This window comes from Bacteroides propionicigenes, assembly GCF_018390535.1.
Lineage (GTDB): Bacteria > Bacteroidota > Bacteroidia > Bacteroidales > Bacteroidaceae > Bacteroides > Bacteroides propionicigenes.
Genome location: NZ_JAHBBW010000005.1, coordinates 272,349 through 297,621, shown reverse-complemented (window position 1 = coordinate 297,621; position 25,273 = coordinate 272,349). Strand labels below are relative to the sequence as shown.

Annotated in this window: 16 protein-coding genes and 1 pseudogene; 10 read left to right on the top strand and 7 right to left on the bottom strand. The window is 46.6% G+C overall.

Annotated elements, in window-relative coordinates:
* Positions 1-96 precede the first annotated feature (96 nt).
* From KG118_RS09595 to carB, 3 genes are all read left to right on the top strand, one after another.
* Positions 97-1,980 carry an amidophosphoribosyltransferase gene (locus KG118_RS09595; RefSeq protein ID WP_117713213.1) on the top strand — a complete coding sequence of 628 codons (1,884 nt, stop codon included), beginning with the start codon at positions 97-99 and terminating at the stop codon, positions 1,978-1,980.
* A gap of 2 nt (positions 1,981-1,982) precedes the next feature.
* The gene (gene carA, locus KG118_RS09590) at positions 1,983-3,140 is read left to right on the top strand and encodes a glutamine-hydrolyzing carbamoyl-phosphate synthase small subunit (RefSeq protein ID WP_117713214.1); all 1,158 of its coding nucleotides are present in this window, start codon (positions 1,983-1,985) and stop codon (positions 3,138-3,140) included.
* 116 nt (positions 3,141-3,256) lie between these two features.
* Entirely contained in the window at positions 3,257-6,580 is a 3,324-nt protein-coding gene (gene carB / locus KG118_RS09585) for a carbamoyl-phosphate synthase large subunit (protein WP_117713215.1), read from the top strand.
* A 128-nt stretch (positions 6,581-6,708) separates the two neighbouring features.
* On the opposite strand, the gene KG118_RS09580 is transcribed toward carB, so the two are convergent.
* From KG118_RS09580 to KG118_RS09565, 4 genes are all read right to left on the bottom strand, one after another.
* On the bottom strand, positions 6,709-8,067 hold the full coding sequence (locus KG118_RS09580; RefSeq protein ID WP_117713227.1) for a TolC family protein: 1,359 nt from the start codon (positions 8,065-8,067) through the stop codon (positions 6,709-6,711).
* Positions 8,067-11,195: an efflux RND transporter permease subunit gene (locus tag KG118_RS09575; protein ID WP_117713216.1), complete on the bottom strand. Its 3,129-nt coding sequence runs from the start codon at positions 11,193-11,195 to the stop codon at positions 8,067-8,069. Before KG118_RS09575 ends, KG118_RS09580 begins: the two co-directional genes overlap by 1 nt.
* A gap of 29 nt (positions 11,196-11,224) precedes the next feature.
* Positions 11,225-12,292, bottom strand: coding sequence for an efflux RND transporter periplasmic adaptor subunit (locus KG118_RS09570; RefSeq protein ID WP_117713217.1), 1,068 nt, complete (start codon positions 12,290-12,292; stop codon positions 11,225-11,227).
* Between the two features lie 126 nt (positions 12,293-12,418).
* Positions 12,419-13,309, bottom strand: a complete 891-nt coding sequence (locus KG118_RS09565) for a helix-turn-helix domain-containing protein (RefSeq protein WP_199598850.1) — start codon at positions 13,307-13,309, stop codon at positions 12,419-12,421.
* 167 nt (positions 13,310-13,476) lie between these two features.
* On the opposite strand from KG118_RS09565, the gene KG118_RS09560 reads away from it, so the two are divergent.
* From KG118_RS09560 to KG118_RS09530, 7 genes are all read left to right on the top strand, one after another.
* The gene (locus tag KG118_RS09560) at positions 13,477-14,736 is read left to right on the top strand and encodes a TolC family protein (protein WP_117713219.1); all 1,260 of its coding nucleotides are present in this window, start codon (positions 13,477-13,479) and stop codon (positions 14,734-14,736) included.
* 30 nt (positions 14,737-14,766) lie between these two features.
* Entirely contained in the window at positions 14,767-15,669 is a 903-nt protein-coding gene (locus KG118_RS09555) for an HlyD family secretion protein (RefSeq protein WP_117713228.1), read from the top strand.
* Between the two features lie 4 nt (positions 15,670-15,673).
* Positions 15,674-17,134: an ATP-binding cassette domain-containing protein gene (locus KG118_RS09550; RefSeq protein ID WP_117713220.1), complete on the top strand. Its 1,461-nt coding sequence runs from the start codon at positions 15,674-15,676 to the stop codon at positions 17,132-17,134.
* Between the two features lie 37 nt (positions 17,135-17,171).
* Complete coding sequence (locus tag KG118_RS09545; RefSeq protein WP_117713221.1) at positions 17,172-18,275, top strand: ABC transporter permease; 1,104 nt, start codon at positions 17,172-17,174, stop codon at positions 18,273-18,275.
* Positions 18,276-18,313: 38 nt separating this feature from the next.
* Positions 18,314-19,429 carry an ABC transporter permease gene (locus tag KG118_RS09540; RefSeq protein ID WP_117713222.1) on the top strand — a complete coding sequence of 372 codons (1,116 nt, stop codon included), beginning with the start codon at positions 18,314-18,316 and terminating at the stop codon, positions 19,427-19,429.
* A 385-nt stretch (positions 19,430-19,814) separates the two neighbouring features.
* Positions 19,815-20,204 carry a WbuC family cupin fold metalloprotein gene (locus tag KG118_RS09535; RefSeq protein ID WP_117713223.1) on the top strand — a complete coding sequence of 130 codons (390 nt, stop codon included), beginning with the start codon at positions 19,815-19,817 and terminating at the stop codon, positions 20,202-20,204.
* A gap of 74 nt (positions 20,205-20,278) precedes the next feature.
* Positions 20,279-21,427, top strand: a complete 1,149-nt coding sequence (locus KG118_RS09530) for an acyltransferase family protein (protein WP_117712713.1) — start codon at positions 20,279-20,281, stop codon at positions 21,425-21,427.
* Between the two features lie 153 nt (positions 21,428-21,580).
* Here the strand turns inward: KG118_RS09530 and KG118_RS17480 are convergent, their stop codons facing one another.
* From KG118_RS17480 to KG118_RS09520, 3 genes and pseudogenes are all read right to left on the bottom strand, one after another.
* Positions 21,581-22,048 (bottom strand): alanyl-tRNA editing protein, encoded by a 468-nt coding sequence (locus KG118_RS17480; protein WP_233514916.1) that lies wholly within the window; start codon positions 22,046-22,048, stop codon positions 21,581-21,583.
* Positions 22,049-23,332, bottom strand: a pseudogene (locus KG118_RS17475) (GNAT family N-acetyltransferase); the annotation flags it as partial.
* A 234-nt stretch (positions 23,333-23,566) separates the two neighbouring features.
* Positions 23,567-25,234, bottom strand: a complete 1,668-nt coding sequence (locus tag KG118_RS09520) for a long-chain fatty acid--CoA ligase (RefSeq protein ID WP_117712715.1) — start codon at positions 25,232-25,234, stop codon at positions 23,567-23,569.
* Between the last annotated feature and the right edge of the window lie 39 nt (positions 25,235-25,273).

Here is a 25,273-nt window from a genome sequence, read left to right as displayed (position 1 = left end):
AAACAGATGATGCGTTTGCCCCTGACAGATGATGTGTTTTCAGAACATAAATAATGCGTTTTTAAAAGAAGTAATTACTCATTAGTAAATATATAAATGGAACAACTGAAGCATGAATGTGGCGTTGCCATGATACGCCTGCTGAAACCGCTGGAGTATTACGAAGAAAAGTACGGTACATGGATGTATGGGCTGAACAAGCTCTACCTTCTCATGGAGAAACAGCACAACCGAGGACAGGAAGGAGCCGGACTGGCTTGCGTGAAACTGGAAGCGAATCCCGGAGAGGAGTATATGTTTCGCGAACGGGCGCTCGGTTCGGGAGCTATTACCGAGATATTCGACACGGTGCAAAGCAACTTTAAAGACCTGACGAAAGAACAACTGCACGATGCCGATTATGCAAAGCGTGTACTTCCTTTTGCGGGAGAAGTGTATATGGGGCATCTGCGTTATTCCACCACGGGTAAGTCGGGCATCTCGTACGTGCATCCGTTTCTCAGGAGAAACAACTGGCGTGCCAAGAACCTTGCCCTGTGCGGCAACTTCAACATGACGAACGTGGATGAAATCTTTGCACGTATCACCGCTATCGGCCAGCATCCTCGCAAGTATGCCGATACGTATATCATGCTGGAACAAGTGGGACACCGGCTCGACCGCGAAGTGGAACGCCTCTTCAACCTTGCCGAAGCCGAAGGACTGACCGGTATGGGCATCACACACTACATCGAAGACCATATAGACCTTGCCAACGTATTGCGCACTTCGAGCAAAGAGTGGGACGGGGGCTATGTGATGTGCGGGCTTACCGGGAGCGGTGAGACATTCGCCGTCCGCGACCCGTGGGGCATCCGCCCTGCATTCTGGTATCAGGATGATGAAATAGCCGTGCTTGCCAGCGAACGCCCTGTGATACAGACCGCGCTCAATGTGTCCGCCGACAGCATCAAGGAGCTGCAACCGGGACAAGCCGTCCTTATCAACAAAGCCGGTAAGCTCCGTACGGTGCAAATCAATAAGCCGCGTGAGGTGAAACCTTGTTCTTTCGAGCGTATCTATTTCAGTCGCGGCAGTGACGTAGACATCTATAAGGAACGTAAACTATTGGGTGAGAAGTTAGTGCCTAACATCTTGAAAGCCATTGATAAGGATATAGACCATACCGTCTTTTCCTTCATTCCGAATACGGCGGAAGTAGCCTTCTATGGGATGTTGCAAGGACTGGACGATTACCTCAACGAGGAGAAAGTCCGGCAGATTGCCGCTTTGGGACATAACCCCAGCCACGATGAACTGGAGCGTATCTTGTCCCGCCGCATACGAAGCGAGAAGGTAGCTATCAAAGACATCAAGCTGCGTACTTTCATAGCCGAGGGCAACAGCCGTAATGACCTTGCCGCCCATGTGTACGACATCACTTACGGCAGCCTTGTGCCCGGTGTGGACAATCTGGTTATCATAGACGACAGCATTGTGCGCGGCACTACCTTGAAACAAAGCATTATCGGCATCCTCGACCGCCTCAATCCGAAGAAGATTGTAATCGTAAGCTCCTCGCCGCAAGTGCGCTATCCCGACTATTACGGTATCGACATGGCGAAGATGAGCGAATTCATTGCTTTCAAAGCCGCCATCGAGCTGCTGAAAGAACGTGAGATGCGCGATGTCATTGCATCCGCCTACCGCAAATCCAAAGAGCAAGTGGGGCTGCCCAAGGAACAGATGGTGAACTACGTAAAGGAAATCTACGCTCCCTTTACCGATGAAGAGATTTCCGCCAAAATGGTGGAACTCCTGACTCCGAAAGGCACGAAGGCGAAAGTGCAGATTGTATACCAGCCTCTTGAGGGGCTGCATGAAGCCTGTCCGCAGCATCGGGGCGACTGGTACTTCAGCGGTGACTATCCTACGCCGGGCGGTGTGAAGTTGCTGAATGCGGCATTTATTAATTATATAGAACAAGTATATCAATTCTGAATATGAGAAATGTAACTTTAATCCTTGACGACGGGAGCCGCTTCTGCGGCAAGTCGTTTGGCTATGAAAAGCCGGTAGCGGGGGAGGTGGTCTTCAACACAGCCATGTCGGGTTATCCCGAAAGCCTGACCGACCCTTCGTATGCCGGACAGTTGATGACGCTCACTTATCCGTTGGTGGGCAACTATGGTGTGCCGCCTTTCACCATCGAGCCAAACGGGCTGGCTACATTCATGGAGAGTGAACACATCCATGCCGAAGCCGTTATCGTAAGTGATTATTCCGAAAACTACAGCCATTGGAATGCCGTGGAAAGTCTCGGCGACTGGCTGAAGCGTGAGCAAGTGCCGGGCATTACGGGTATCGATACCCGCGAATTGACTAAAGTACTGCGCGAGCATGGAGTGATGATGGGGAGAATAGAGTTTAATGAAGAATTAAGAATTAAGAATGAAGAATTGGGGCGGAAGGATGAAGAATTGCCGGCAGCGGTGTATGAGGGTGTGAACTACGTGGACCGCGTGAGCTGCAAGGAAATCATCCATTACCTGCCCGACGGCACTTCCACCCGTAGCGCAGCCCATTCTTCATTCCTCATTCCTCATTCTTCATTAAAGAAGGTTGTCCTTGTGGACTGCGGTGTCAAGACCAACATCATCCGTTGCCTGCTGAAGCGGGATGTGGAAGTCATTCGCGTTCCTTGGAATTACGATTTCAACGGACTGGAATTTGACGGTCTGTTCATCTCCAACGGGCCCGGCGACCCCGATACCTGTGATGCCGCCGTTCAGAATATCCGCAAGGCGATGAAGAACGAAAAGCTGCCTATCTTCGGCATCTGTATGGGCAATCAGTTACTTTCCAAAGCCGGAGGAGCCAAGATATATAAGCTGAAATACGGACATCGCAGCCATAATCAGCCGGTACGCATGGTGGGTACGGAGCGTTGCTTCATCACCTCGCAGAATCATGGCTATGCAGTGGACAACAATACGCTGGGAGAAGATTGGGAACCGCTTTTCATCAATATGAATGACGGCTCCAACGAGGGTATCCGCCATAAGCGCAATCCCTGGTTCTCCGCACAGTTTCATCCCGAAGCTGCCAGCGGGCCGACGGATACGGAGTTCCTGTTCGATGAGTTCGTGAAGTTGTTATAATGGTTTGACAGGCATCAAAATTTTGTTTGATATACGTCAAAACTTCGTTTGATGTACATCAAAAAAGATTAGGATGCCGCTGAAAACAGATTGTTGGTATAATCAAATTTAGACAAATGAAAGAAAATAATATAAAGAAAGTCCTGTTGCTTGGCTCCGGCGCACTGAAAATCGGTGAGGCGGGAGAGTTTGACTATTCCGGTTCGCAGGCGCTCAAGGCATTGAAAGAAGAAGGTATCCATACCGTCCTTATCAACCCGAACATTGCTACGGTGCAGACTTCGGAAGGTGTGGCAGACCAGATTTACTTCCTGCCCGTTACCCCTTACTTTGTGGAGAAGGTTATTGAGAAAGAACGCCCCGACGGCGTTATGCTTGCTTTTGGCGGACAGACAGCGCTGAACTGCGGTGTGGAGCTTTACAAAAAGGGCATTTTTGAGCAATACGGCGTAAAGGTGCTCGGTACTCCCGTGCAAGCTATCATAGATACGGAAGACCGTGAGATATTCGTCCGGAAACTGGATGAAATCGATGTAAAGACCATACAAAGCGAAGCTGTGGAGAATGCCGAAGATGCCCGTCGTGCCGCTGCGGAACTGGGCTATCCGGTGATAGTGCGTGCAGCCTATGCGCTGGGCGGACTGGGGTCGGGCTTCTGCGACAATGAGGAAGAGCTGAATGTGCTGGTGGAAAAAGCCTTTTCCTTCTCCCCGCAAGTATTGGTGGAGAAGTCTTTGCGCGGCTGGAAAGAAGTGGAGTATGAGGTGGTGCGTGACCGTTTCGACAACTGTATAACAGTCTGCAACATGGAGAACTTCGACCCGCTGGGTATCCATACAGGGGAGTCTATCGTGATTGCCCCGTCGCAGACATTAAGCAATACGGATTATCACAAACTGCGTGAACTGGCTATCCGCATCATCCGCCATATCGGTATTGTAGGCGAGTGCAATGTGCAGTATGCCTACGACCCGGAAAGCGAAGATTACCGCGTAATAGAGGTAAATGCTCGCTTGAGCCGTTCGTCTGCACTTGCCTCTAAAGCAACGGGTTATCCGCTTGCTTTCGTGGCTGCCAAACTCGGATTGGGTTACGGGCTTTTCGACCTGAAGAATTCCGTAACCAAGACTACCAGCGCATTCTTCGAGCCGGCGCTGGACTATGTGGTTTGTAAGATTCCCCGTTGGGATTTGGGCAAGTTTCATGGCGTAGATAAGGAACTGGGTTCAAGCATGAAGTCTGTCGGCGAGGTCATGGCTATCGGACGCACTTTTGAAGAAGCCATTCAGAAGGGACTGCGCATGATAGGACAGGGAATGCATGGTTTTGTGGAGAACAAGGAACTCGTTATCTCCGATATTGATAAAGCGCTCCGTGAGCCTACGGACAAGCGTATCTTCGTCATCTCCAAAGCTTTTCGTGCCGGATATACCGTAGACCAAGTACATGAACTGACAAAGATAGACCGCTGGTTCTTGGAGAAACTGATGAATATAATGAATACCAGCAAGGAACTGCATGAGTATTCGGAAGCCGCCTGTCATTCAACAGCCTCCTGTCATTCAGAGCGCAGCGAAGAATCTCTTCCCCTTGCACGTTCAAAGGAGCAGTTTCTTCACTTCGTTCGGAATGACATAGCAGCACAAGAACTACTGCGGAAAGCAAAAGTTCAGGGCTTCTCCGATTTCCAGATAGCCCGTGCCTTTGGCTTGGAAAAGTACATGGACAGTGAAGAAGGTATTCTTGCCATACGCGCTCTCCGCAAGAGCATGGGCATCCTGCCCGTAGTGAAACAAATAGATACCCTTGCCGCCGAATATCCCGCCCGGACCAACTACCTGTACTTGACGTATAGCGGCATTGCCAATGATGTGCATTACCTGGGCGACCGTAAGTCTATCGTTGTGCTCGGTTCGGGCGCGTACCGCATCGGCTCCTCGGTAGAGTTTGACTGGTGCGGTGTGCAGGCGTTGAACACTATCCGCAAGGAGGGCTACCGCAGCGTGATGATTAATTACAACCCCGAAACTGTATCCACGGACTACGATATGTGCGACCGCCTCTATTTTGACGAACTCACCTTCGAGCGTGTCATGGACATCCTCGAACTGGAGAATCCGCATGGCGTAATCGTTTCTACGGGCGGCCAGATACCGAACAACCTTGCCATGCGTCTCGATGCGCAGAATGTGCCCATCCTCGGCACAAGCGCCAAGAGCATTGACAACGCCGAAGACCGGGACAAGTTCTCCGCCATGCTGGACCGTATCGGTGTAGACCAACCCGAATGGCGGGCGCTTACTTCACTGGAAGACATCAACGCTTTTGTCGATAAAGTAGGATTTCCGGTATTGGTTCGTCCCAGTTACGTGCTATCCGGTGCGGCAATGAACGTTTGCTCCAATCAGGAAGAACTGGAACGCTTCTTGCAGTTGGCAGCAAACGTATCGAAGAAGCATCCGGTAGTCGTGAGCCAGTTTATAGAACATGCCAAGGAAGTGGAAATGGATGCCGTAGCGCAGAATGGGGAAATCATAGCATACGCTATCAGCGAGCATATAGAGTTTGCCGGTGTACATTCCGGCGATGCCACTATCCAGTTCCCGCCGCAGAAACTTTATGTGGAGACAGTACGTCGCATCAAGCGTATCAGTCGGGAGATTGCCCGCGAACTGAACATCTCCGGCCCGTTCAATATCCAGTATCTTGCCAAGGACAACGACATCAAGGTGATTGAATGTAACCTGCGTGCCAGCCGTTCGTTCCCGTTCGTAAGCAAGGTGCTTAAAATCAACTTTATCGAACTGGCTACGAAAGTGATGCTCGGCATTCCTGTACAAAAACCGGACAAGAACCTTTTCGACCTCGATTATGTAGGAATCAAGGCCTCTCAGTTCTCCTTTAACCGCCTGCAAAAGGCAGACCCTGTACTGGGTGTGGATATGGCGTCTACGGGCGAAGTGGGGTGTATAGGCAGTGACACTTCCTGTGCCATTCTCAAGGCGATGCTCTCTGTCGGTTATCGTATTCCGCAAAAGAATATCCTGCTCTCTACCGGTACTCCGAAACAGAAAGTGGATATGCTTTCCGCAGCCCGTATGCTTCAGAAGAAAGGATATAAACTGTTTGCCACCGGTGGTTCAAGCAAGTTCCTTACGGAGAATGGCGTGGAGAATACCCGCGTCTATTGGCCGAGCGAACCCGATATGCAGCCGCAGGCACTTGATATGCTGCACAAGAAAGAAATTGATATGGTGGTGAATATCCCGAAGAACCTCACCGCGGGCGAGTTGGACAACGGCTACAAGATACGTCGTGCCGCTATCGACCTTAATATTCCGCTGATTACGAACGCGCGTTTGGCAAGCGCCTTTATCAATGCGTTCTGTACGATGACACCGGATGATTTGGCTATCAAGTCTTGGGAGGAGTATAAATAAAAGTCCATTTGTTTCTTTTCAGGCACGGATTACACGGATTTCACGGAAAAAAGATAAAGTAAATCCGTGTAATCCGTGCCTGAAAGAAATCATCTGGTGTATTTTGGTCTCTTGTTTTTATATAATCGCTATTTCAGCAGCGTCCCCGTTGCCTTTAAATAAGCGACATAGTTCAAGTACAGCCGGAAATGTGTATCCACTTTGGTTTCGTACGCTTGCTGCCACATGGCTTGTGCTTCCAGATGGTCGGACAGTGTCTCCAGTCCCACGTCATATTGGCTGCGGCTCACCCTCATGTTCTCTTCTGCCTGTTGCAGGGAACGTTCGGCGATGGAACTTTCCAGTCGGGCTTCATCGAGGTTGTTGGCGGCTTGTGTAAGTTCCAGTAACATCTGTTCGTTCATATTCTCCTGTTCAAGACGGGTTTGCTCCAATTTGGCTTTGGCAGCACGTACTTTGCCGGTACGTTCACCGAAATGGAAAAGAGGGATGCTTACATTCAGGAGGACGGAGAAACTGCCCTTATCAAACAAATCCTGATTGTTCACTTCCAGACCATGAATATAGTCGTATGAACCTTTTACACCGATTTGGGGCAGTAATTCGCTGCGGTTTAACTTAACCTGTTGTTTGGCAATGGCTACTTGCTGATTCAGTATGGCATATTCGGGGCGGGCGGAGATATCCGATATTTGCAGTTGGATGTCTCGTCCCACTTCGGGAAAATTGTCGGAAGTCCGTATATCCGTGCCCAAAGGCTTGCCGATGCAATGACAGAGATTCATGGTTGCCAGACGGAGCGCATTGTCGGCCTTGCGGATATTGAGTGCGCTCTCATTCAGTTTTACCTGCACTTTCAGTACATCGTTCCGGGGCTTCAGGCCATGCTTATGGGCGCTCTCAACATTCTTCATCAATTCTATAAGCACAGCGTTGTATTTCTCGGCCACTTTCTTCATCTCTTTGGCTTTGATGACTTGTGCATAGGCTTGGTCTGTTTTCACAATAACCTCCGAGGCTGTCAGCGTTTCATTCATCTGCGCCATTTCTTTGCCCAATAAAGACATTTTGTAGGCAGCACGAATTTTGCCGCCCATATACAGCGGCTGTTCTACTTGTACACCGCCCATATATACCATGCCTATCTTATAGTTTAAGTCTACTCCGGGGAAATAGGCGAAACCGTTGTTGGGCAGAAATTGTCCTGCGGCATCGGGTAGAAAAGTGGGCAGATTGCCGCCGGCTATGCCGAAACTGCCGTCCGCCGTACTGTAAATACCCGTTCCGCTGAGGGTAAAGTTGGGGAAGAAATTGCCTTTGTAACTCTTTGCGGTGTAGTGTGCGCTTTCCGTTTGCTTGGCGGAAGCTGCCATCTCCTTGTTGTATTTCAGTGCCATTTCCCTGCATTGTTCCAAAGTCAGTGTCTCCTGTGCGGAGATACCGGCTGAGAATAGCAGAGCGGTGAGGATGATTATTTTCTTTTTCATCATTGTTCGTTTTTTATATGAAAGAATAATGCGTACAGGATGGGGATGAAGAGGAGCGTTATCAGCGTTCCGAATGTAAGGCCGCCCATAATGGAGGCCGCCAGCGAACCGAACATGGCATCGGGCAGCAGCGGTATCATGCCTAAAATGGTAGTCAGCGCCGCCATTGTCACAGGGCGGAGACGGCTTTGGGCACTGTCCACCAATGCTGTAATCGGTTCTACTCCCTGATTAAGTTGGAGAGTGATTTCATCCATTAGCACGATACCGTTCTTGATGAGCATACCTATCAGTCCCAATGTGCCCACAATTGCTACGAAGTTGAACGTTTTACCCGTAAGCAACATCACCGCCACCACTCCCACAAGAATCATGGGGAGACAGCAGAAGATGATGATCGGTTTGCGGTAATCCTTGAATAGCATAATGAGGATGGCAATCATCAGTATGATAGCCAGCGGGAAGTTCTTGAACAAATATTTCATGGACTGGTCGCTTGCATTCTTCTCTCCTTGCCAATGCAGGGTATAGCCGTCGGGTAATTCTATCTGTTCTATCTTTCGTGCAATGGTTTGCCGCGCTTTTTCCGTTTCTATGCCGGGAGCGGGCGAGCATTGCACACGCTGGCTGCGCTGCCCGTTGTAGCGTGGTACTACGGGATCTTCCCAACGGATATCTATGCTCTTGCTGATTTGTTTCAGCGGAGTACTTCCCATGAGGCTTTCAACCAACTCTTCTTTGCTCAGGGTACCGGCTTTCAGCTTGACCATGGTTTCTTCATTCAGCAGTCCGTTCAGAGAGGGAAAGGCGGAGAATACCTGTGTGTTGCCCAAGTCTTCTATCGGTTGCCCTTGCTCGTCCAGACATTTCAGATAGATATTGTCGCGGTGTATGCCCTCGTAGAAAGAGCCGATAGGTATGCCGCCATTCACAGATAGGAGAGACATACTTACGTCGTTACGGCTGAGGCCCAATGCCCGGGCTGCCGCCTGATCGTATTCAATGGAAAGTACAGGTATCTGCGGCTCCCAGTCGGTAGTGATGAGGCATACTTCCGGGGTATTCTCCATAATGCTCCGTACACTGTCCGCCAACTGATGCAGCACGGCGGGATCAGGACCCATGAATTGTGCTTCGATGGGGTATTTCTTGAACATCAGGTTATAGCGTTTCAGTTTCACGTAGGCATCGGGATAATGCCGTGTCAGGTAGTTTTGTATCTCATCCATATTATCTACGAGGGCGTCCGGTGAAGTAAAGTCAATAATCAGTTCGCCGTAAGATAGAGACGGATTGGCGATACTGCGCACCAGATTGTAACGCCCCGGTGTGCCTCCTATGGAAGCAGTGATGTGGGTAATCTCCTTACGTGTTTTCAGATAGGCTTCTATTTCGCTTAAATCTTTTGCCACACGGGTGGAGTTATTGCCTTCGGGCAACTTGTATTCCATATATAGCTGGTCGTACACCATATCCGGGAAGAACCCCTGGCGCATATATCCGTAACCGAATATGGAAAGTCCTAACAGAGCCGCCATTGCCAGCACAAAGCTCCAACGGTGTGCCAGCCCGAAATATAGGGCGGTGCGCAACAAGGCATAGGTGCGCCCTTTGTATTCACGTTTTCCGGTAGTGCTGACTTCTACTGTGGGGTGGAGTCTGCGATTGGCCATTAGGGGTACGTGCACCAATGCCAGTACCCAGCTTAGCAGCAGGGAGACGGCCAGCACAATGAAAAGGTCGCGGGTGTACACTCCGGCTGTGTCCGGTGACATGAAGATGGGAAGAAAGGCGATGATGGCTATCAGGGTAGCTCCCAGCAGAGGCATCGCTGTCTGGCGGCCGATGGCGGTCATGGCTTCCATACGGCTCTTCCCGGCTTTCAGGTCTACCAATATGCCGTCCACGATAACAATGGCGTTATCCACCAGCATACCCATTGCCAGCACGAAGGCAGCCAGCGATACGCGCTGCATGGTTCCGCCCGCCGTTTGCAGGAACAGGAAAGAACCGAATACGGTGACAACCAGACTGATTCCAATAATGATTCCGCTCTTGAATCCCATAGCCAACATCAGAATGACTACAACGATAATGACGGATTCAATCAGATTGATTACGAAAGTACCCAAAGAAGCTCCTACACGCTCCGGCTGATAGAACACCTTGTGGCACTCTACACCGGCGGGCAGGCGGTTTTCTTTCAACTGTGCCAGTTTCTTCTCTACGGCGGCGCCGACTTTTACAATATCCGATCCGCTGGCGGCCGCGACAAGAATGCCTTGTGCCCGTTCGCTGTCGAAGAACAGTTCGTTGCGGGTAGGTTCTTCGTATCCTTTTTCTATACGGGCAATGTCGCGCATACGGAGTTGGTCGTCGTCATGTCCCTGAATCAGCATATTGCCTATGTCTTCTACCGTCTTGAATTTATCGCTGACAGTGACGCGGATGCGGTTGTCTCCGTTGTCGTAATAACCGCTGTATGTAGTCTTGTTCTGTCCGTTCAGGGTAGCGAGAACTTCGGCGGGTTTCACACCGAGGTTCGCCATACGGTCTTGCAGCAGGGAGATGTTGATACATTCAGGACGCTTGCCGTATAGTTCCACCCGGTCTACGTCTTCCATGTCACTGATTTCCCGCTTGATGAGTTCGGCATAGTCGGACAGCTCACGGTCGGACAGACCGTCACCAGTCAGTGCATAGAACATTCCATATACATTGCCGAAATCATCTTTGACGATAGGGGTACCCGCTCCGTCGGGAAGCAGGGCGCAAGCGTCGTGTACCTTGCGGCGCAACATATCCCAGCATTGTTCTACCTCTTCATCTTGGGTAGTAGTGGTCAGTTCTATCTGTATCAGCGAAAGGTCGTTGTAAGAGTAGCTTTCCACATTGTCTATGTTTCCCATACTGCGGATGCTCTTTTCCAGTACATCCGTCACTTCCAATTCTACTTGGTGTGCGGATGCTCCCGGATATGTGGTCACCACCATGGCAAGTTTCACTTTTATTTCCGGGTCTTCCAGTTTACTCATCTGATAGCAGGAGAGAATTCCGCCGATAAGCAGCACCGTCACCAGAAAATAGATAAGGTTACGGTTCTTAAATGCCCATTTACTTATATCCATATAACTGATATTTTAGATGTAAATCAATGTTACAATAGTCCGCCGATATTTGTCTTACTGGCAGCGGGCAGGGGCTTTACGGTTTCCCCGTTCTCTATGTGGTGTATTCCGGCGGACACAACCAGTTCTCCGGGCTTCAGTTCATCGGATGTGATGATACTGCGTCCGTCACTCATCAGGCGTACTATGGTTACCTCGCGGCGGCTCACCTTATTGTTGGACGGGTTGTATACATATACCCCGGCCTTGCCGTCTTTCTGCAGAATGGCATTGCAGGGTACGGACATACTGTGGGCATCGTCACTATCACAACGGATGGTAACCATTGTATTCATGCCGGGCGAAGGAACGGGCTGTTTGTCTGCAACCAGTTGCAGCCGCATGGTGTACAGTTGGTTTGCATTGGCTTTGGGAGTGACGCTGATAAGCTTCAACGGGTAACTCCGGTCCGGATAAATGTCGAATGTGCAGTGATATTGGTTGAATTGCTCACGTCGGATATATTCGGCTGCAGGCAGATTTATCTCGACTTCCGGTGCACCGCCACTAATCATGGACAGGACAGGCATTCCGGCGCCTATTGTCTCGTGCGCTTCAAACAACCGTTTTTGTATATAGCCGTTGAAAGGAGCGTAAAGGCGGGTGTAACCCAGCTGGTCTTTGTGGTGCTGATATTTGGCGGTGATTTGTTTCAGTCCGTACACAGCTTTGTCATTGGCGCTGGGAGTAGTCCCGTTATCTTTGTACAGGGCCATTACGCGTTCTGCTTCCGCTTTTATCTGTTTGTATTCGGCTTCGGTGGCGTCCAGCTGTACTTGGTAGTCCGTTGGGTCCAGTTCGGCAAGTAATTGTCCCGCTTGTACACGGGTGCCGTCTTTTACATATATTTTCCGGATAGTACCGCTTACTCTGAATGCGAGACTGATGTCCTGTGCCGCTTTTACCTTTCCGGGGTATTGCAGATAGGTCTGTCCGCTGGCGGAAGTAACTGTATCTATTTTTACAGTTTGGCATTCTCTTGCATCTTTCGTGCCACTGTTGCAGGATGCAAGTAAGCATATGGAAATGCTTGCTAAAACCCAATAAATTCGTTTCATAATCTAAAGTATATTAGTTTTGTGACAAAAGTACTCAGTAACCGCTATATAGAAAAGGTTTATAAGATTTATAAACTGTTCTGTTTATGACATCCTGATAGGGAAAAACGGACTGCCTCCGGTTTATTATGTTTTCTGGTATTCGGCAGGTGTCATTCCTGTTATTCGCTTGAAGAATTTCGAGAAGAAAGACGGGTTTGGAAAGTTCAATTCGTCCGATATTTGGAAAATTAGCAGATTGCTGTGTTTCAGCAAAACTTTTGCTTCAAGAATAACGGACTGGTTAATCCACTGCATCACCGTCTGTCCGCTTGCCTCACGTATGATGGTGCTCAGATAATGAGGGGTCAGGCATAATTTGTCGGCATAGAAGTTGACGGAACGTTCTTGCTTGCTATGTTTGTTCACGAGGGTTATGAAGCGGCGGAAAATTTCTTCTTGGCGCGAAAGGCGCAGGGGAGTGGTTGTGCGCGTTTGCTCGTAAGTATATTTAAGGTTGTAAAGCAGGGAAATGATGAAATGCTGTACGGTTTCACGACGATAGGGCGAGGAATGAAGTATATTCCACAGCAGGGTAAAAAACATCTCCACCTGTGTCCATTCTTCCTCATTAAGTGACAGCACGATACCGTTTCTTGTGTAAGTCTCCGACAAGATAGAACCGGGCAGGACAGGCAGGAAATTGCAGGCGGGCACTATGATTTGAAAATCATAGTCGGGGCTGATTTCAAACAATTCTATCAGGGAGTTGTCGGGGATTATAATAATTTGATGAGTGGATACTTCGTATTCGATAAGGTTGATGGAGATTCTCCCTGTTCCTTGCAAAACACGAATGATTCGTCCTTCTTTGGCGCGATAGGGCTGTCCGATATGGAATAGCTTGCTTCCCATTTGTATGAAGCTGATAACCATGCCCAAATCATCGTTTATAAAACGATATTCATGGTGATTGATGATGTCCAGCTTATAACGGATATCATCGAATGCAACGCTTATAGGTCTGTTCTTCTCCATATTTATAAATAGTAAGTAATTCAGTGGCAAAGATAATAAAGTATCCATATCATTTGTCTTTTCATACAGAAAGTCGTACTATTGGGACATCTTTGCCGACAAATAGGTTGTAAGCATACTAAGTTATGCGTCTATCTTTGTATTGTGCTAATAAATAAGAAACAGATATGAAACAAGCAATTCTCTCTTTAGCCTTTTTTCTTACGGCTACATTGGCTCATGCCCAGCTTACTTTGGATGAATGTCAACGTGAGGCACAGGCTAATTATCCGTTGGTACGTCAGTACGGACTGATAGAAAAGGCACGTGAGTATGATCTTTCCAATGCCGGAAAGGGATATCTGCCCCGGTTCTCATTGTCGGGCAAGGCTACGTATCAAAGTGATATAACGCAACTGCCCGTCGAAATACCGGGTATCAATGTAAAAACCGCCCCCAAAGACCAGTATCAGGTGATGCTCGAATTGCAGCAAACCATTTGGGACGGTGGAGATATCCGCAACCAAAAACGTTTGACACGTGCGGCATCGGATGTGGACATGGAGAAGCAGAATGTGGATATGTACGCATTGAACGACCGCATCAATCAGCTGTTTTTCGGTATCCTGTTGCTGGACGAACAGCTGAATCAGAATCAACTTTTGCAGGATGATTTGGGAAGAACGCACAAGCAAGTGTCAAACTATATAATAAACGGTATAGCCACTCAAAGCGATTTGGATGCCGTCAGTGTGGAGCAACTGAATGCCAAACAACGCCGCATCGAATTGGAAACATCACGCCAGGCATATATCAATATGCTTTCCGCTTTTATAGGAAAAGAAATCCCTCTCGGAACTACTTTGCAGAAGCCCGTAGCGGAAGATACGGGTAGTGTGAATGGAATAAACAATCGTCCGGAACTTCGTCTTTTTGAGGTTCAGGGAGAACAGCTTAGAGTGCAGGAAGCTACGCTGAATGCAAGAGTAATGCCCCGTTTCGGGCTTTTTGTGCAGGGCGCTTATGGCAATCCGGGGTTGAATATGCTGAAAGATGAATTCAGTGCATACTATATGGCAGGTGTACGTATGTCATGGAACTTCGGTAGTCTGTATACTCTAAAGAATGATCGCCGCAGGATAGACAATAGCCGGCGACAGATAGAGACGGGTAGGGACGTGTTTCTCTTCAATACCCGTTTGCAGGCTACGCAGCAGGATGCGGGTGTATTGTCCATGCGCAGGCAAATGGCGGATGACGATGAAATCATCCGTTTGCGTGAGAATATTCGTCGTGCAGCCGAAGCCAAAGTAGAGAACGGAACGCTGACTGTCACCGATATGCTCCGTGAGATAACCAATGAGAACTTGGCACGTCGTACCAAGGCATTGCATGAAGTACAGCTGTTGATGAATATCTGGCAACTGAAATATATTTTAAATAATTAAAGCTTTAGAATGACAATAAAATCCTATAATATGAAATCATTTAAATTATTTCCGGTCCTGTTCTTTCTTGTCGCTTGCAGTAGCGGTACACCCAAATACGATGCTACGGGAACTTTTGAAGCTACCGATGTTATAGTCTCTGCCGAAGCGTCCGGAAAGATACTCAGTTTGGATGTGGAAGAAGGTATCACCTTAAAAGCCGGACAGGAGGTCGGCATCATTGACACTGTTCAGCTTTATCTGAAAAAACTCCAGTTGGAAGCCAGTGCCAAGTCTGTGGAAGGGCAGCGCCCCGATATTCTGAAACAGGTGGCGGCAACCAAAGAACAAATCCTTCAGGCGCAACGCGAGCGTGATCGTGTAGCCAATTTACTTCGTGTAGGTGCGGCTAACCGGAAGCAGTTGGATGATGCCGAATCCTTACTTAAAGTACTCCGCAAACAACTTACCGCTCAAAACTCCACACTGCAGAACAGCGACCAAAGCCTGACGTGGCAGAGTTCATCGGTGGGTATTCAGGTTGCGCAGATTGAAGACCAGTTAAAGAAGTGCCATATCACCTCTCCGTTGACAGGAACTGTCCTTGCCAAATATGCAGAAGCGGGAGAACAGGCAGCGCCGGGCACTCCGTTATTCAAGATTGCTGATATGGAACAGATTTATCTACGTGCCTATATCACTTCCGAACAATTGTCCGAAGTGAAGTTGGGGCAGGAAGTGACAGTTTATTCCGATTATGGTAAAGATGTCAGAAAAGAATATCCGGGAGTTGTCACTTGGATTTCGGACAGCTCCGAGTTTACTCCCAAGACGATTCTTACGAAAGATGAACGTGCCAATTTGGTGTATGCCATAAAAGTGGCTGTGAAGAATGACGGTATGTTGAAAATCGGAATGTATGGGGGAGTGGAATTTACAATTCACATTCAATAACGTCATGAACTTTGCAGTAACTGTCGATAACGTCTTTAAGCGTTACGGTCGGGTGGAAGCCTTGCAAGGCGTTTCACTCTCCGTCCGTACGGGTGAACTTTTCGGAATCATCGGGCCTGACGGTGCGGGGAAAACGTCGCTGTTCCGTATCCTCACCACTTTGTTGCTTGCCGATGAAGGTGAGACTACGGTATGTGGACTGGATACGGTGAAAGACTATAAGTCTATCCGCCAACGGGTAGGATATATGCCCGGACGTTTTTCTCTCTATCAAGACCTGACGGTAGAAGAAAACCTGAGTTTCTTCGCTACGGTTTTTCATACTACCATTGAGGAGAATTATGATTTGGTGCGTGACATCTACCGGCAGATAGAACCTTTTCGTAAACGTCGTGCCGGGGCCTTGTCCGGTGGAATGAAGCAGAAACTTGCCCTTAGCTGTGCACTTATTCATAAACCGGATGTCTTGTTTCTGGATGAGCCTACCACTGGTGTCGACCCTGTTTCTCGCAAAGAATTTTGGGAAATGCTTCGCCGTCTCAAAGAACAGGGTATCACCATCATAGTCTCTACTCCGATTATCGACGAGGCACGTCAATGCGACCGTATTGCCTTTATCAATGAAGGTCGGATACATGGTATTGACACTCCCGGTCGTATTCTGAAACAATTTGCGGACATACTTTGTCCTTCGGGATTGTTACATGCGAAAGCGGATAACCATGAGAATTATGTAATCGAAGTGGACGGACTGACCAAACGTTTCGGTACATTTACGGCTGTCGATCATATTTCTTTCAAAGTACGCCAAGGTGAAATCTTCGGCTTTCTGGGTGCCAATGGGGCCGGTAAGACTACCGCTATGCGTATGCTTACAGGTTTAAGCCATCCTACGGACGGCAAAGCTCGTGTTGCAGGTTTTGATATTACCACCCAATCCGAAGCTGTGAAGAAGAACATCGGTTATATGAGCCAGAAGTTTTCTTTATACGAAGATCTCAAAGTTTGGGAAAATATCCGCCTTTTTGCCGGTATTTATGGGATACCCGAAACCGAGATTGCTCCGAGAACAGATGAATTGCTTCTGCGTCTGGGGCTGGAAAAGGAACGTAATACGCTCGTAAAGAGCTTGCCGCTGGGTTGGAAACAGAAGCTCGCTTTTTCGGTATCCATTTTTCATCATCCCAAGATTGTTTTTCTGGATGAGCCTACGGGCGGTGTCGATCCTGCCACCCGCCGCCAGTTTTGGGAATTGATTTATCAGGCTGCAGAGCAAGGTATCACTGTTTTTGTCACGACCCATTTTATGGATGAGGCGGAGTATTGCGACCGTATTTCTATCATGGTGGACGGTGTAATCCGTGCGCTTGACACCCCCGACAGACTGAAGCAACAGTTTGGAGCCGCTACCATGGACGATGTTTTCCAACAGTTGGCTCGTGAGGCTGTGAGAACGGCCGATTGATACAGATATAAAAATCAAAACAGATTGCGATATAACCATGAAACAATTCATAGCTTTTGTCCGAAAAGAATTCTTTCACATCTTCCGCGATCGGCGTACAATGCTGATTCTGTTGGGTATGCCCATCATACAGATTATTCTTTTCGGTTTTGCCATCACTACGGAAGTAAAGAATGTGCGTGTTGCCGTTCTCGACCCTTCCAATGATGTCGTGACCCGACGCATTATCGACCGTGTAGATGCCAGTGAGTATTTTACGGTTATCTGCCGTCTGCATTCTCCTGAAGAAGCGGAACGTTTTTTCAAGAGCGGGGATATTGATATGGCAATAGTCTTTAGCGAACGTTTCTCGGACAACCTCTATACCGGTGAGGCCGGAGTACAGATTATTTCCGATGCCACCGACCCTAATATGGCTACCATGCAGGCCGGATATGCCACAAATATAATCTCCATGACAGGACAAGAGATGCTTCCTCCCGGAGCGCGTGTTTCTGCCATTGTTCCTCAAGTCAAGTTGCTCTATAATCCGCAAATGAAGAGCGCTTATAATTTTGTTCCCGGTGTTATGGGACTTATTCTGATGCTGATTTGTGCAATGATGACCTCCATCTCCATAGTGCGTGAGAAGGAGACGGGAACTATGGAAGTATTATTGGTCTCTCCCGTAAAGCCGCTGTTTATCATCCTTGCCAAAGCTGTGCCATACTTCGTTTTGTCATTTGTCAATCTGATAACGATTTTATTGCTTTCGGTCTATGTCCTTCATGTTCCGGTTGCAGGCAGTCTGTTTTGGCTGATAACTGTATCACTGCTTTTTATTTTCGTATCATTGGCTTTGGGACTGCTCATTTCTACTGTTACCCATACGCAGGTAGCCGCTATGCTGGTGTCCGGGTTAATGTTGATGATGCCCACCATGTTGCTTTCAGGGATGATATTTCCTATTGAGAGTATGCCCGTTATTTTACAGGGTATTTCCACAGTGATTCCTGCACGTTGGTATATTCAGGCGGTACGTAAATTGATGATAGAGGGTGTGGATATATCATTGGTGCTGCCTGAAATCAGTATATTGGCCGTTATGGCGGTACTGCTGATAACCGTTAGTTTCAAGAAATTCAAGAATAGGTTGGGATGAAGAATTTTCAATTATAATAATTAGTAGTAAATTCCTCTATGATTAAGTATTTGATAGAAAAAGAATTCAAGCAGCTAATCCGCAACTCGTTTTTGCCCAAGCTGATTTTCATATTCCCATGTATGATTATGATATTGATGCCTTGGGCTGCCAATCTGGAGATAAAGAATATCAATCTGAATATTGTGGACAACGATCATAGTGTTGTGTCCCGTCGTTTGGTGGATAAGATTGGCGCCTCTACCTATTTTCGTCTGACGGCGCTTCCCGATACTTATGATGAAGCTATGCTCGGCGTTGAGGCGGGTACGGCAGATGTCATTCTGGAGATTCCCCGTGATTTTGAAAAAGACTGGATAAACGGTAAGGTCCCTCATCTGCTTGTAGCAGCCAATGCGGTGAATGGAACCAAAGGAAGTTTGGGCGGCTCCTATCTGTCATCTATCATCAGCGATTACGTTCGTGAATTGAAGTCGGACACACCTGTGAAAATATTCGTAGGCAAACCTCTTCCCCGTATAGGTATTTCTTCTCTGAATCTCTATAATCCGACTTTGAATTATAAGCTTTTCATGATTCCGGCACTTATGGTTATGTTGCTGACTTTGATATGCGGTTTTCTTCCTGCCCTTAATGTAGTGGGGGAGAAAGAGGCTGGAACTATTGAGCAAATTAATGTGACACCGGTCAATAAATTTACGTTTATTGTTGCGAAGCTGATACCTTATTGGTTGATAGGTTTTGTTGTGCTTACCATTTGTTTTGCTCTTGCCTGGTTGCTTTATGGAATTTTGCCTGCCGGGCATTTCCTCACTATCTACGGTTTTGCTTTGGTGTTTCTTCCGGTTGTATCCGGATTCGGTCTGGTTATATCCAATCATTCGGCAACGTTGCAGCAAGCTATGTTTGTTATGTGGTTCTTTATGCTTGTTCTTATTTTGATGAGCGGTCTTTTTACCCCTATTCATAGTATGCCCGAATGGGCACAATGGATTACCCGCATAAATCCGTTGAGGTATTTTGTTGAGGTAATGCGTACAATATATCTTCGTGGCGGCGGCTTCATAGAGTTGCTGCCTCAATTGGGCGCCTTGTTGGCTTTTGCTGTAGTTGCCAATATTTGGGCTGTACGAAGTTACAGGAAGAGTAGCTGAATTGGGAAATTAGCTTCTTGCATACTTGGATGTTAATTTCATATATTTCTTCTATTTTTGAGGTAGTAGAAATTTAGCGGGGATTTTGTTTAATGTAATAATACTGTTTCATGCCATACCCCTTCTACCCTTCTGAAATTTAAGAATATTCCCTGTTTTATATACATGATAATCTGTTTTGACGTATATCAAAATGAATTATGATATACATCAAAACAGTTTTTTGCAGGCTAAATACTTCTTGTACGAGTAGTGATTATTTGAATGCTTACGTTCAAACACTGCCGCTGATTTTTTTCTACTGAAATTAGTAGCCAAGTAACAATTTATATTATTTTTGTGCGTAAATATATCCATTGTAAAAAGTTTGCTTAAATACAACAAGATGATAATAGATGATCAATTGCTGGATAAGGTATCCGGTCAGGCCAAAGAAAGTGAACGGTTACGTATGAACTTCAATTTGCATGAAACTTTGGACGCTAAAGCGCAGCGACTGCTTAATGCGTTGGAAGTAGGGACCGTTTTGCCTATACACAGGCACAAACATACCGCAGAGACCTATCTTCTTCTGCGTGGACATATCAACGTGATGTTCTACAATGATAATGGAGAAGAGGTGGAACGCTATGATTTGTATCCCGGAAATGGCATATATGCTGTCCATATTCCCAAAGGGCAGTGGCATACTTTAGAAGTGTTGGAGTCCTCTGTTATATTCGAAGTGAAGGATGGGCCGTATATGCCTTTAGATAAAGATGATGTTTTAGAGTAAACTTTGTTTAAACTCTTAAAAGCGTTTACTTTTTTGCTATCTTTGCGTGCAAATTTATAAATATCTTATACCTAATGAACACGCAAAACTCTTATCTTGCCCCGAAGCCGCATTATGAAATCCTTGATGGTCTTCGTGGCGTAGCTGCTGTATTGGTTGTCGCTTTCCATTTGTTTGAAGCACATGCCGGTGGTAGCCATCTGGAACAGATTATCAATCATGGTTATTTGGCAGTAGATTTTTTCTTTATGCTCTCCGGATTTGTTATTGGTTATGCTTATGATGACCGCTGGAACCGGATGAGTGTCGGTACTTTCTTCAAACGGCGTATTATACGTTTACATCCTATGGTTATTGTGGGAAGTATTATAGGTGCAGTGTTTTTTTATTTTCAGGAGTCTCCTTGTTTTCCAGCCATTCAGAATACATCTGTAGGAACTATGCTGCTGGTAATGTTATTGGGATGCACTCTGCTCCCGCTTCCTTTGAAATGGGATATTCGCGGCTGGACAGAGATGCATCCGTTGAATGGACCGGCTTGGTCACTTTACTTTGAATACATAGGTAATATTCTTTATGCGCTATTCATTCGTAAATTTAATAAAACAGCTTTGTCCATTTTTGTGTTGATAGCCGGATGCTTTACGGTACATCATTGTCTTACTGCACCTACGGGAGATATTGTCGGTGGTTGGGCATTGAACTGGGAACAACAATATCTTGGTCTTGTCCGGTTGATGTATCCTTTCTTCGGCGGTTTATTACTGTCCCGCTTAGGATGGCTGATTCGTATAAAAAAGCGTGCTTTTTGGTGGTGCAGCTTGATGATTGTGATAGTTTTGGCTTTCCCTCGATTGGGTGGTGAAAATCACTTTTGGATGAATGGGCTCTATGAAGCCTGTTGTATTCTTTTTATCTTTCCTGTAATAGTTTCTATGGGAGCGGGCGGTAAGGTAACCGGTAAACATTCTACAGCCATATGTAAATTCTTAGGAGATATTTCGTATCCGGTATACATAACACATTATCCGTTAATATATACTTATACAGCTTGGGTATGTAATAATAATGCTACTCTGGCAGAAGGTATTCCTTATATGATATTGACTTTTGTAGGGGCTTTTGTGCTGGCTTATGCTTGCTTGAAACTCTATGACGAGCCTGTACGCAAATGGTTGACAGACCGTTTTCTGAGAGGAAAAAAGAAAGAAGATAAAGATTGATTATCAATTATAATACAATAAAATGCCCCGGTAACAAATCATTGTATCGAGGCATTCGCCTAATTACCGGTTACTTTATTTTACGTCAATGAATTTTTGGCTTTTTCTTTTTCTTGTTCAGTAAACTTCGTCAGATTGATATTCGATGGAATTTCATACTAATTTAAAACGCATCCGCCAACGTTTGCTTTCTTCGTCCCAATCGTGGCTGATAATTTTGAAGGTTCCTATTTCGGAAGTATTGGCAACGTGCGTACCGATGCAAAGGCATTCATCGTAATCACCGACTTTTACCACACGTACGGTTTCCGAAGCATCTTCCGGCAAGCGTTCCAAATCAAACCTGCCCTTGGCTTCTTCCTGAGTGATGAACTCGGTTGTTACAGGCAGATGTCGCGCTATAACTTCATTGACCGCTTTTTCCAGAATCTTTATCTGCTCTTCTGTGGGGCAGGTTGGCAACAGATAATCCAATTTACTCTTTTTACGTTCTATATGGGCGGAGACAGAACGTCCGCAGCCAAATAATCTAATCATTGTCTGATTAATGATGTGTTCGGTGGTATGCATAGGTGGATATTCCTGCTTGTTGTGTTCGTTGAGTTGAATTTGTTGTTCCATAATAAGCTCTTCTTTCAAAATACTGTATACGTGTATATCTGCATATTTTCCCGAGGCCAATAATTCTCCGGCACGTTCTGTTCCTTCCAGACGGAAACCAAGTCGGATAGGAATGCCGTTACTTGCAGTATTGCCTGTGGCACAGCGTATCTGTATGCGTTTTATATTTTTGGTTTCAACTGCCCATTGGCACAGGCGGCGAACGCAAGCAGTCATAATGCCTTGATGCTGGTATTCGGGCAGTAACCAATAACCGATTTCTGTACGGTGATTGGCAAAGTCGGAGAAATGGAAACCTACCAGTCCGCAAATCTCATTCTGTTTGTTTCGGATGCCGAATATCGGCTCGTAGTTTTCGGCAGGGGCAGAGAGGACTCCTTTCAAAAAGTTTTCTTCGTCGGCTACGGACTTCAGATTATCGACAAACGGCAGCCAAGTACGCATATAATCGCGGTGGGTATCAATGGCATGATATATGGCAGCCGCGTCTTCTATCGTTACTTCACGCAACATAATGTTCGGAAGAATCTCAAAAGACACATTTAAATGATTGAAAGAAATTGTTTCTTTCCGGGTACTTTCTATTCTTTCCTTTAGTTTGCTCCAAGCATGTGTACCAAACAGACAGCTTTCGCGCATTGTATGATACATTTCCTTGAATCGGGACATTGGAATTGTAAAACTTAGTAAGTCTGCCTCAAAGTGAGGACGTACAGACGGGTCGAAGAATCCCAGAAAAGTTCTTTTTCCTTGCTTCCGATTTTCAAGAACGGCTTGGGTTACGACAGAGCAGCAGCCCGAACCGAACGGAGCAGATACACAGTCTGATGTATTGTTGTCGGAAAAAGCCCACGTAGTCAGTCCGGCCAAAATATCGGGAGTTGCGAGGAACAGTATACCTTCCACTTTGTCGAAAGAAGTTAGATTATCGATTCGTGTAAAGTGGAGATAGGCTTTTTCTGTTTTGGGTACTTGTAACTTTTGTATAAAGTCGATAACCATTTCAGGTGTTTTCTTGTATTTCTCTTTTAAAGAAACGAAACCGGGCACATGCTCCGGCATATCTGTGAAGCCTGTGTAAAACTTGCCGCCACCGCAACTTATTGTCTCTGCGTTGAGGCTGATTGTTTTTCCGCTTCTGACTTGCGCCATGCTTTTGAAGAAGCAACCGTTTACTTTCTCTGTCGAAGTTTCTAATTGGTCGGAGTACCAAAAAGCGATAGGAAGTTCAGTTTGCTGCCCGAATGCTTCCCGATAATTGTTGATAAACGTATGTATATCCATGCCTTTCAATTTTTTTCGTAAAGATAATTAATATTCCGGGGCACTGAAATGTAAAGACATAAAAAAAGGAGTACCGCTGTACTCCAACCTTTGTTAACCTTAAATCTAATACTATGAAAAACACACTACAAAGATACGGACACTTGAGAAATCTGCAAATTATCCAAGAAAAAAAATATGTTTTATAACACTTATTATAAAATCATACTTCTTGCTATATGTTTTTTAAGAATCTCAGCCTTTTGCTTCTTGATACATGAAGCGTTTGATACTCTTTTTGGCGGTCTTTTCAAATTCCTCAAAGTGTATTTTCACTTTAGTAATCTGGCAGTATGTTGGCAGCAGCAGGTTCAGCTCATTCCGGTTGGCTTCCATCGCTTTCTCTATATCGGCTTGTTGCAGGCCATGAGCAAAAGCATCGTCAAAGTCCGGATATATCAGAGCTACGAGTTTATCGTGTTGCAATACAATCAATGATTCTGATACGTATGGCATATTGTTCAGCTTGCTTTCTATTTCTTCGGGATAGATGTTCTGTCCGCTGGAAGTGAGAAGCATATTCTTGCTGCGCCCGCGTACGGTGACGTAGCCATCGGCATCCATTGTGGCAAGGTCACCTGTGTGCAGCCAGCCATTGACGTCTATTATTTGAGAAGTGGCATCTGCATTCTTGTAATAACCCAACATGAGGTTAGTTCCCCGGCAGATGATTTCACCCGCTACATTCTGAGGATCGGGAGAGTCTATTTTTACTTCCATACGTGTGGTAGCTTTTCCACAAGAAGCAAGCTTCAGGGTTTCCCAACGGCTGGAGCAGATGATAGGGCCACATTCCGTCATGCCGTAAGCAATGGTGTAGGGAAATCCTATCTGTTTGAGGAAACGTTCCACATCAGCGTTGAAAGGCGCGCCGCCGATAATGATTTCATCGAAGTTTCCGCCGAAAACATCCATTGCTTTCTTGCGCATATCAGCCTTTATCTTGTCGTTGACGATGGGCATCCGCAGCAATAGTTTACCTATTTTGTTGTCTATAAGGGGTAGGATATTTTTCTTGATAATCTTCTCTACGATGAGAGGTACGCAAGATATGACGCGCGGCTTGATTTCGGAGAATGACTGTGCGATAATCTTTGGCGACGGCATACGGGTAAGGAAGTAAAGGTGTGCGCCTGCCGAGAAGCCGTAAAGAAAATCGTATACCATACCGAAAACGTGTCCCAAAGGAAGCATGGATACAATATGGTCACTGGGACGTACGGGTAGCATCTCGTGGCAGTAGGCTATGTTGGACCACAAACTGCGGTAGGGCAGCATTACGCCTTTGGAGTAGCCTGTAGTACCGGACGTATAATTGATGACCGCCAATTCCTTGGGCGATTGTTCCTTACGGTAGCAAATATGTTCGGGACGGAAATTCTTGGGGTAGCGTGAGCCGTAGATGGCGTTGCGGTGTTCAAAAGCTTCCATGAGACGTTCGTCCCGGCAGACAACCGGAGTGAAGTCCGTCAGCAGGACAACTCCCATAAGCAGCGGCATGGCCTCTTCGTTCAAGTTTTCCCAAGCCTGGTCACCGACAAAAAGGAGTTTAGCTTCGGAATGGTTGACGATATTGTGTATATTATCTGCCTTGAATTCGTGGAGGATAGGAACAATTACAGCGCCATAAGTTACAGTTGCCAGAAAGCAGACCGCCCAATGGGCGCTGTTACGACCACATACGGCTATTTTATCACCGGGCTGAATACCGGCGCTTTCCAATACGATATGAAATTTTGCAATCTTGCGGGCAACATCCTTATATTGTAGAGTTATTCCTTTGTAGTCTGTCAGGGCATTTCTGTCCCAGTTCTGTACGATGCTTTGTTCGATATAGTCAATGAACCGTTGTTCTTGTTCCATGCGTATATTTGCACACTTTAGTTAAAACTGCGCAAATAT

Coding starts and splice junctions, on each gene's coding strand:
- KG118_RS09595 (WP_117713213.1), top strand. CDS start 97: ATGGAACAACTGAAGCATGAATGTGGCGTTGCCATGATACGCCTGCTG.
- carA (WP_117713214.1), top strand. CDS start 1,983: ATGAGAAATGTAACTTTAATCCTTGACGACGGGAGCCGCTTCTGCGGC.
- carB (WP_117713215.1), top strand. CDS start 3,257: ATGAAAGAAAATAATATAAAGAAAGTCCTGTTGCTTGGCTCCGGCGCA.
- KG118_RS09580 (WP_117713227.1), bottom strand. CDS start 8,067: ATGAAAAAGAAAATAATCATCCTCACCGCTCTGCTATTCTCAGCCGGT.
- KG118_RS09575 (WP_117713216.1), bottom strand. CDS start 11,195: ATGGATATAAGTAAATGGGCATTTAAGAACCGTAACCTTATCTATTTT.
- KG118_RS09570 (WP_117713217.1), bottom strand. CDS start 12,292: ATGAAACGAATTTATTGGGTTTTAGCAAGCATTTCCATATGCTTACTT.
- KG118_RS09565 (WP_199598850.1), bottom strand. CDS start 13,309: ATGGAGAAGAACAGACCTATAAGCGTTGCATTCGATGATATCCGTTAT.
- KG118_RS09560 (WP_117713219.1), top strand. CDS start 13,477: ATGAAACAAGCAATTCTCTCTTTAGCCTTTTTTCTTACGGCTACATTG.
- KG118_RS09555 (WP_117713228.1), top strand. CDS start 14,767: ATGAAATCATTTAAATTATTTCCGGTCCTGTTCTTTCTTGTCGCTTGC.
- KG118_RS09550 (WP_117713220.1), top strand. CDS start 15,674: ATGAACTTTGCAGTAACTGTCGATAACGTCTTTAAGCGTTACGGTCGG.
- KG118_RS09545 (WP_117713221.1), top strand. CDS start 17,172: ATGAAACAATTCATAGCTTTTGTCCGAAAAGAATTCTTTCACATCTTC.
- KG118_RS09540 (WP_117713222.1), top strand. CDS start 18,314: ATGATTAAGTATTTGATAGAAAAAGAATTCAAGCAGCTAATCCGCAAC.
- KG118_RS09535 (WP_117713223.1), top strand. CDS start 19,815: ATGATAATAGATGATCAATTGCTGGATAAGGTATCCGGTCAGGCCAAA.
- KG118_RS09530 (WP_117712713.1), top strand. CDS start 20,279: ATGAACACGCAAAACTCTTATCTTGCCCCGAAGCCGCATTATGAAATC.
- KG118_RS17480 (WP_233514916.1), bottom strand. CDS start 22,048: ATGGAACAACAAATTCAACTCAACGAACACAACAAGCAGGAATATCCA.
- KG118_RS09520 (WP_117712715.1), bottom strand. CDS start 25,234: ATGGAACAAGAACAACGGTTCATTGACTATATCGAACAAAGCATCGTA.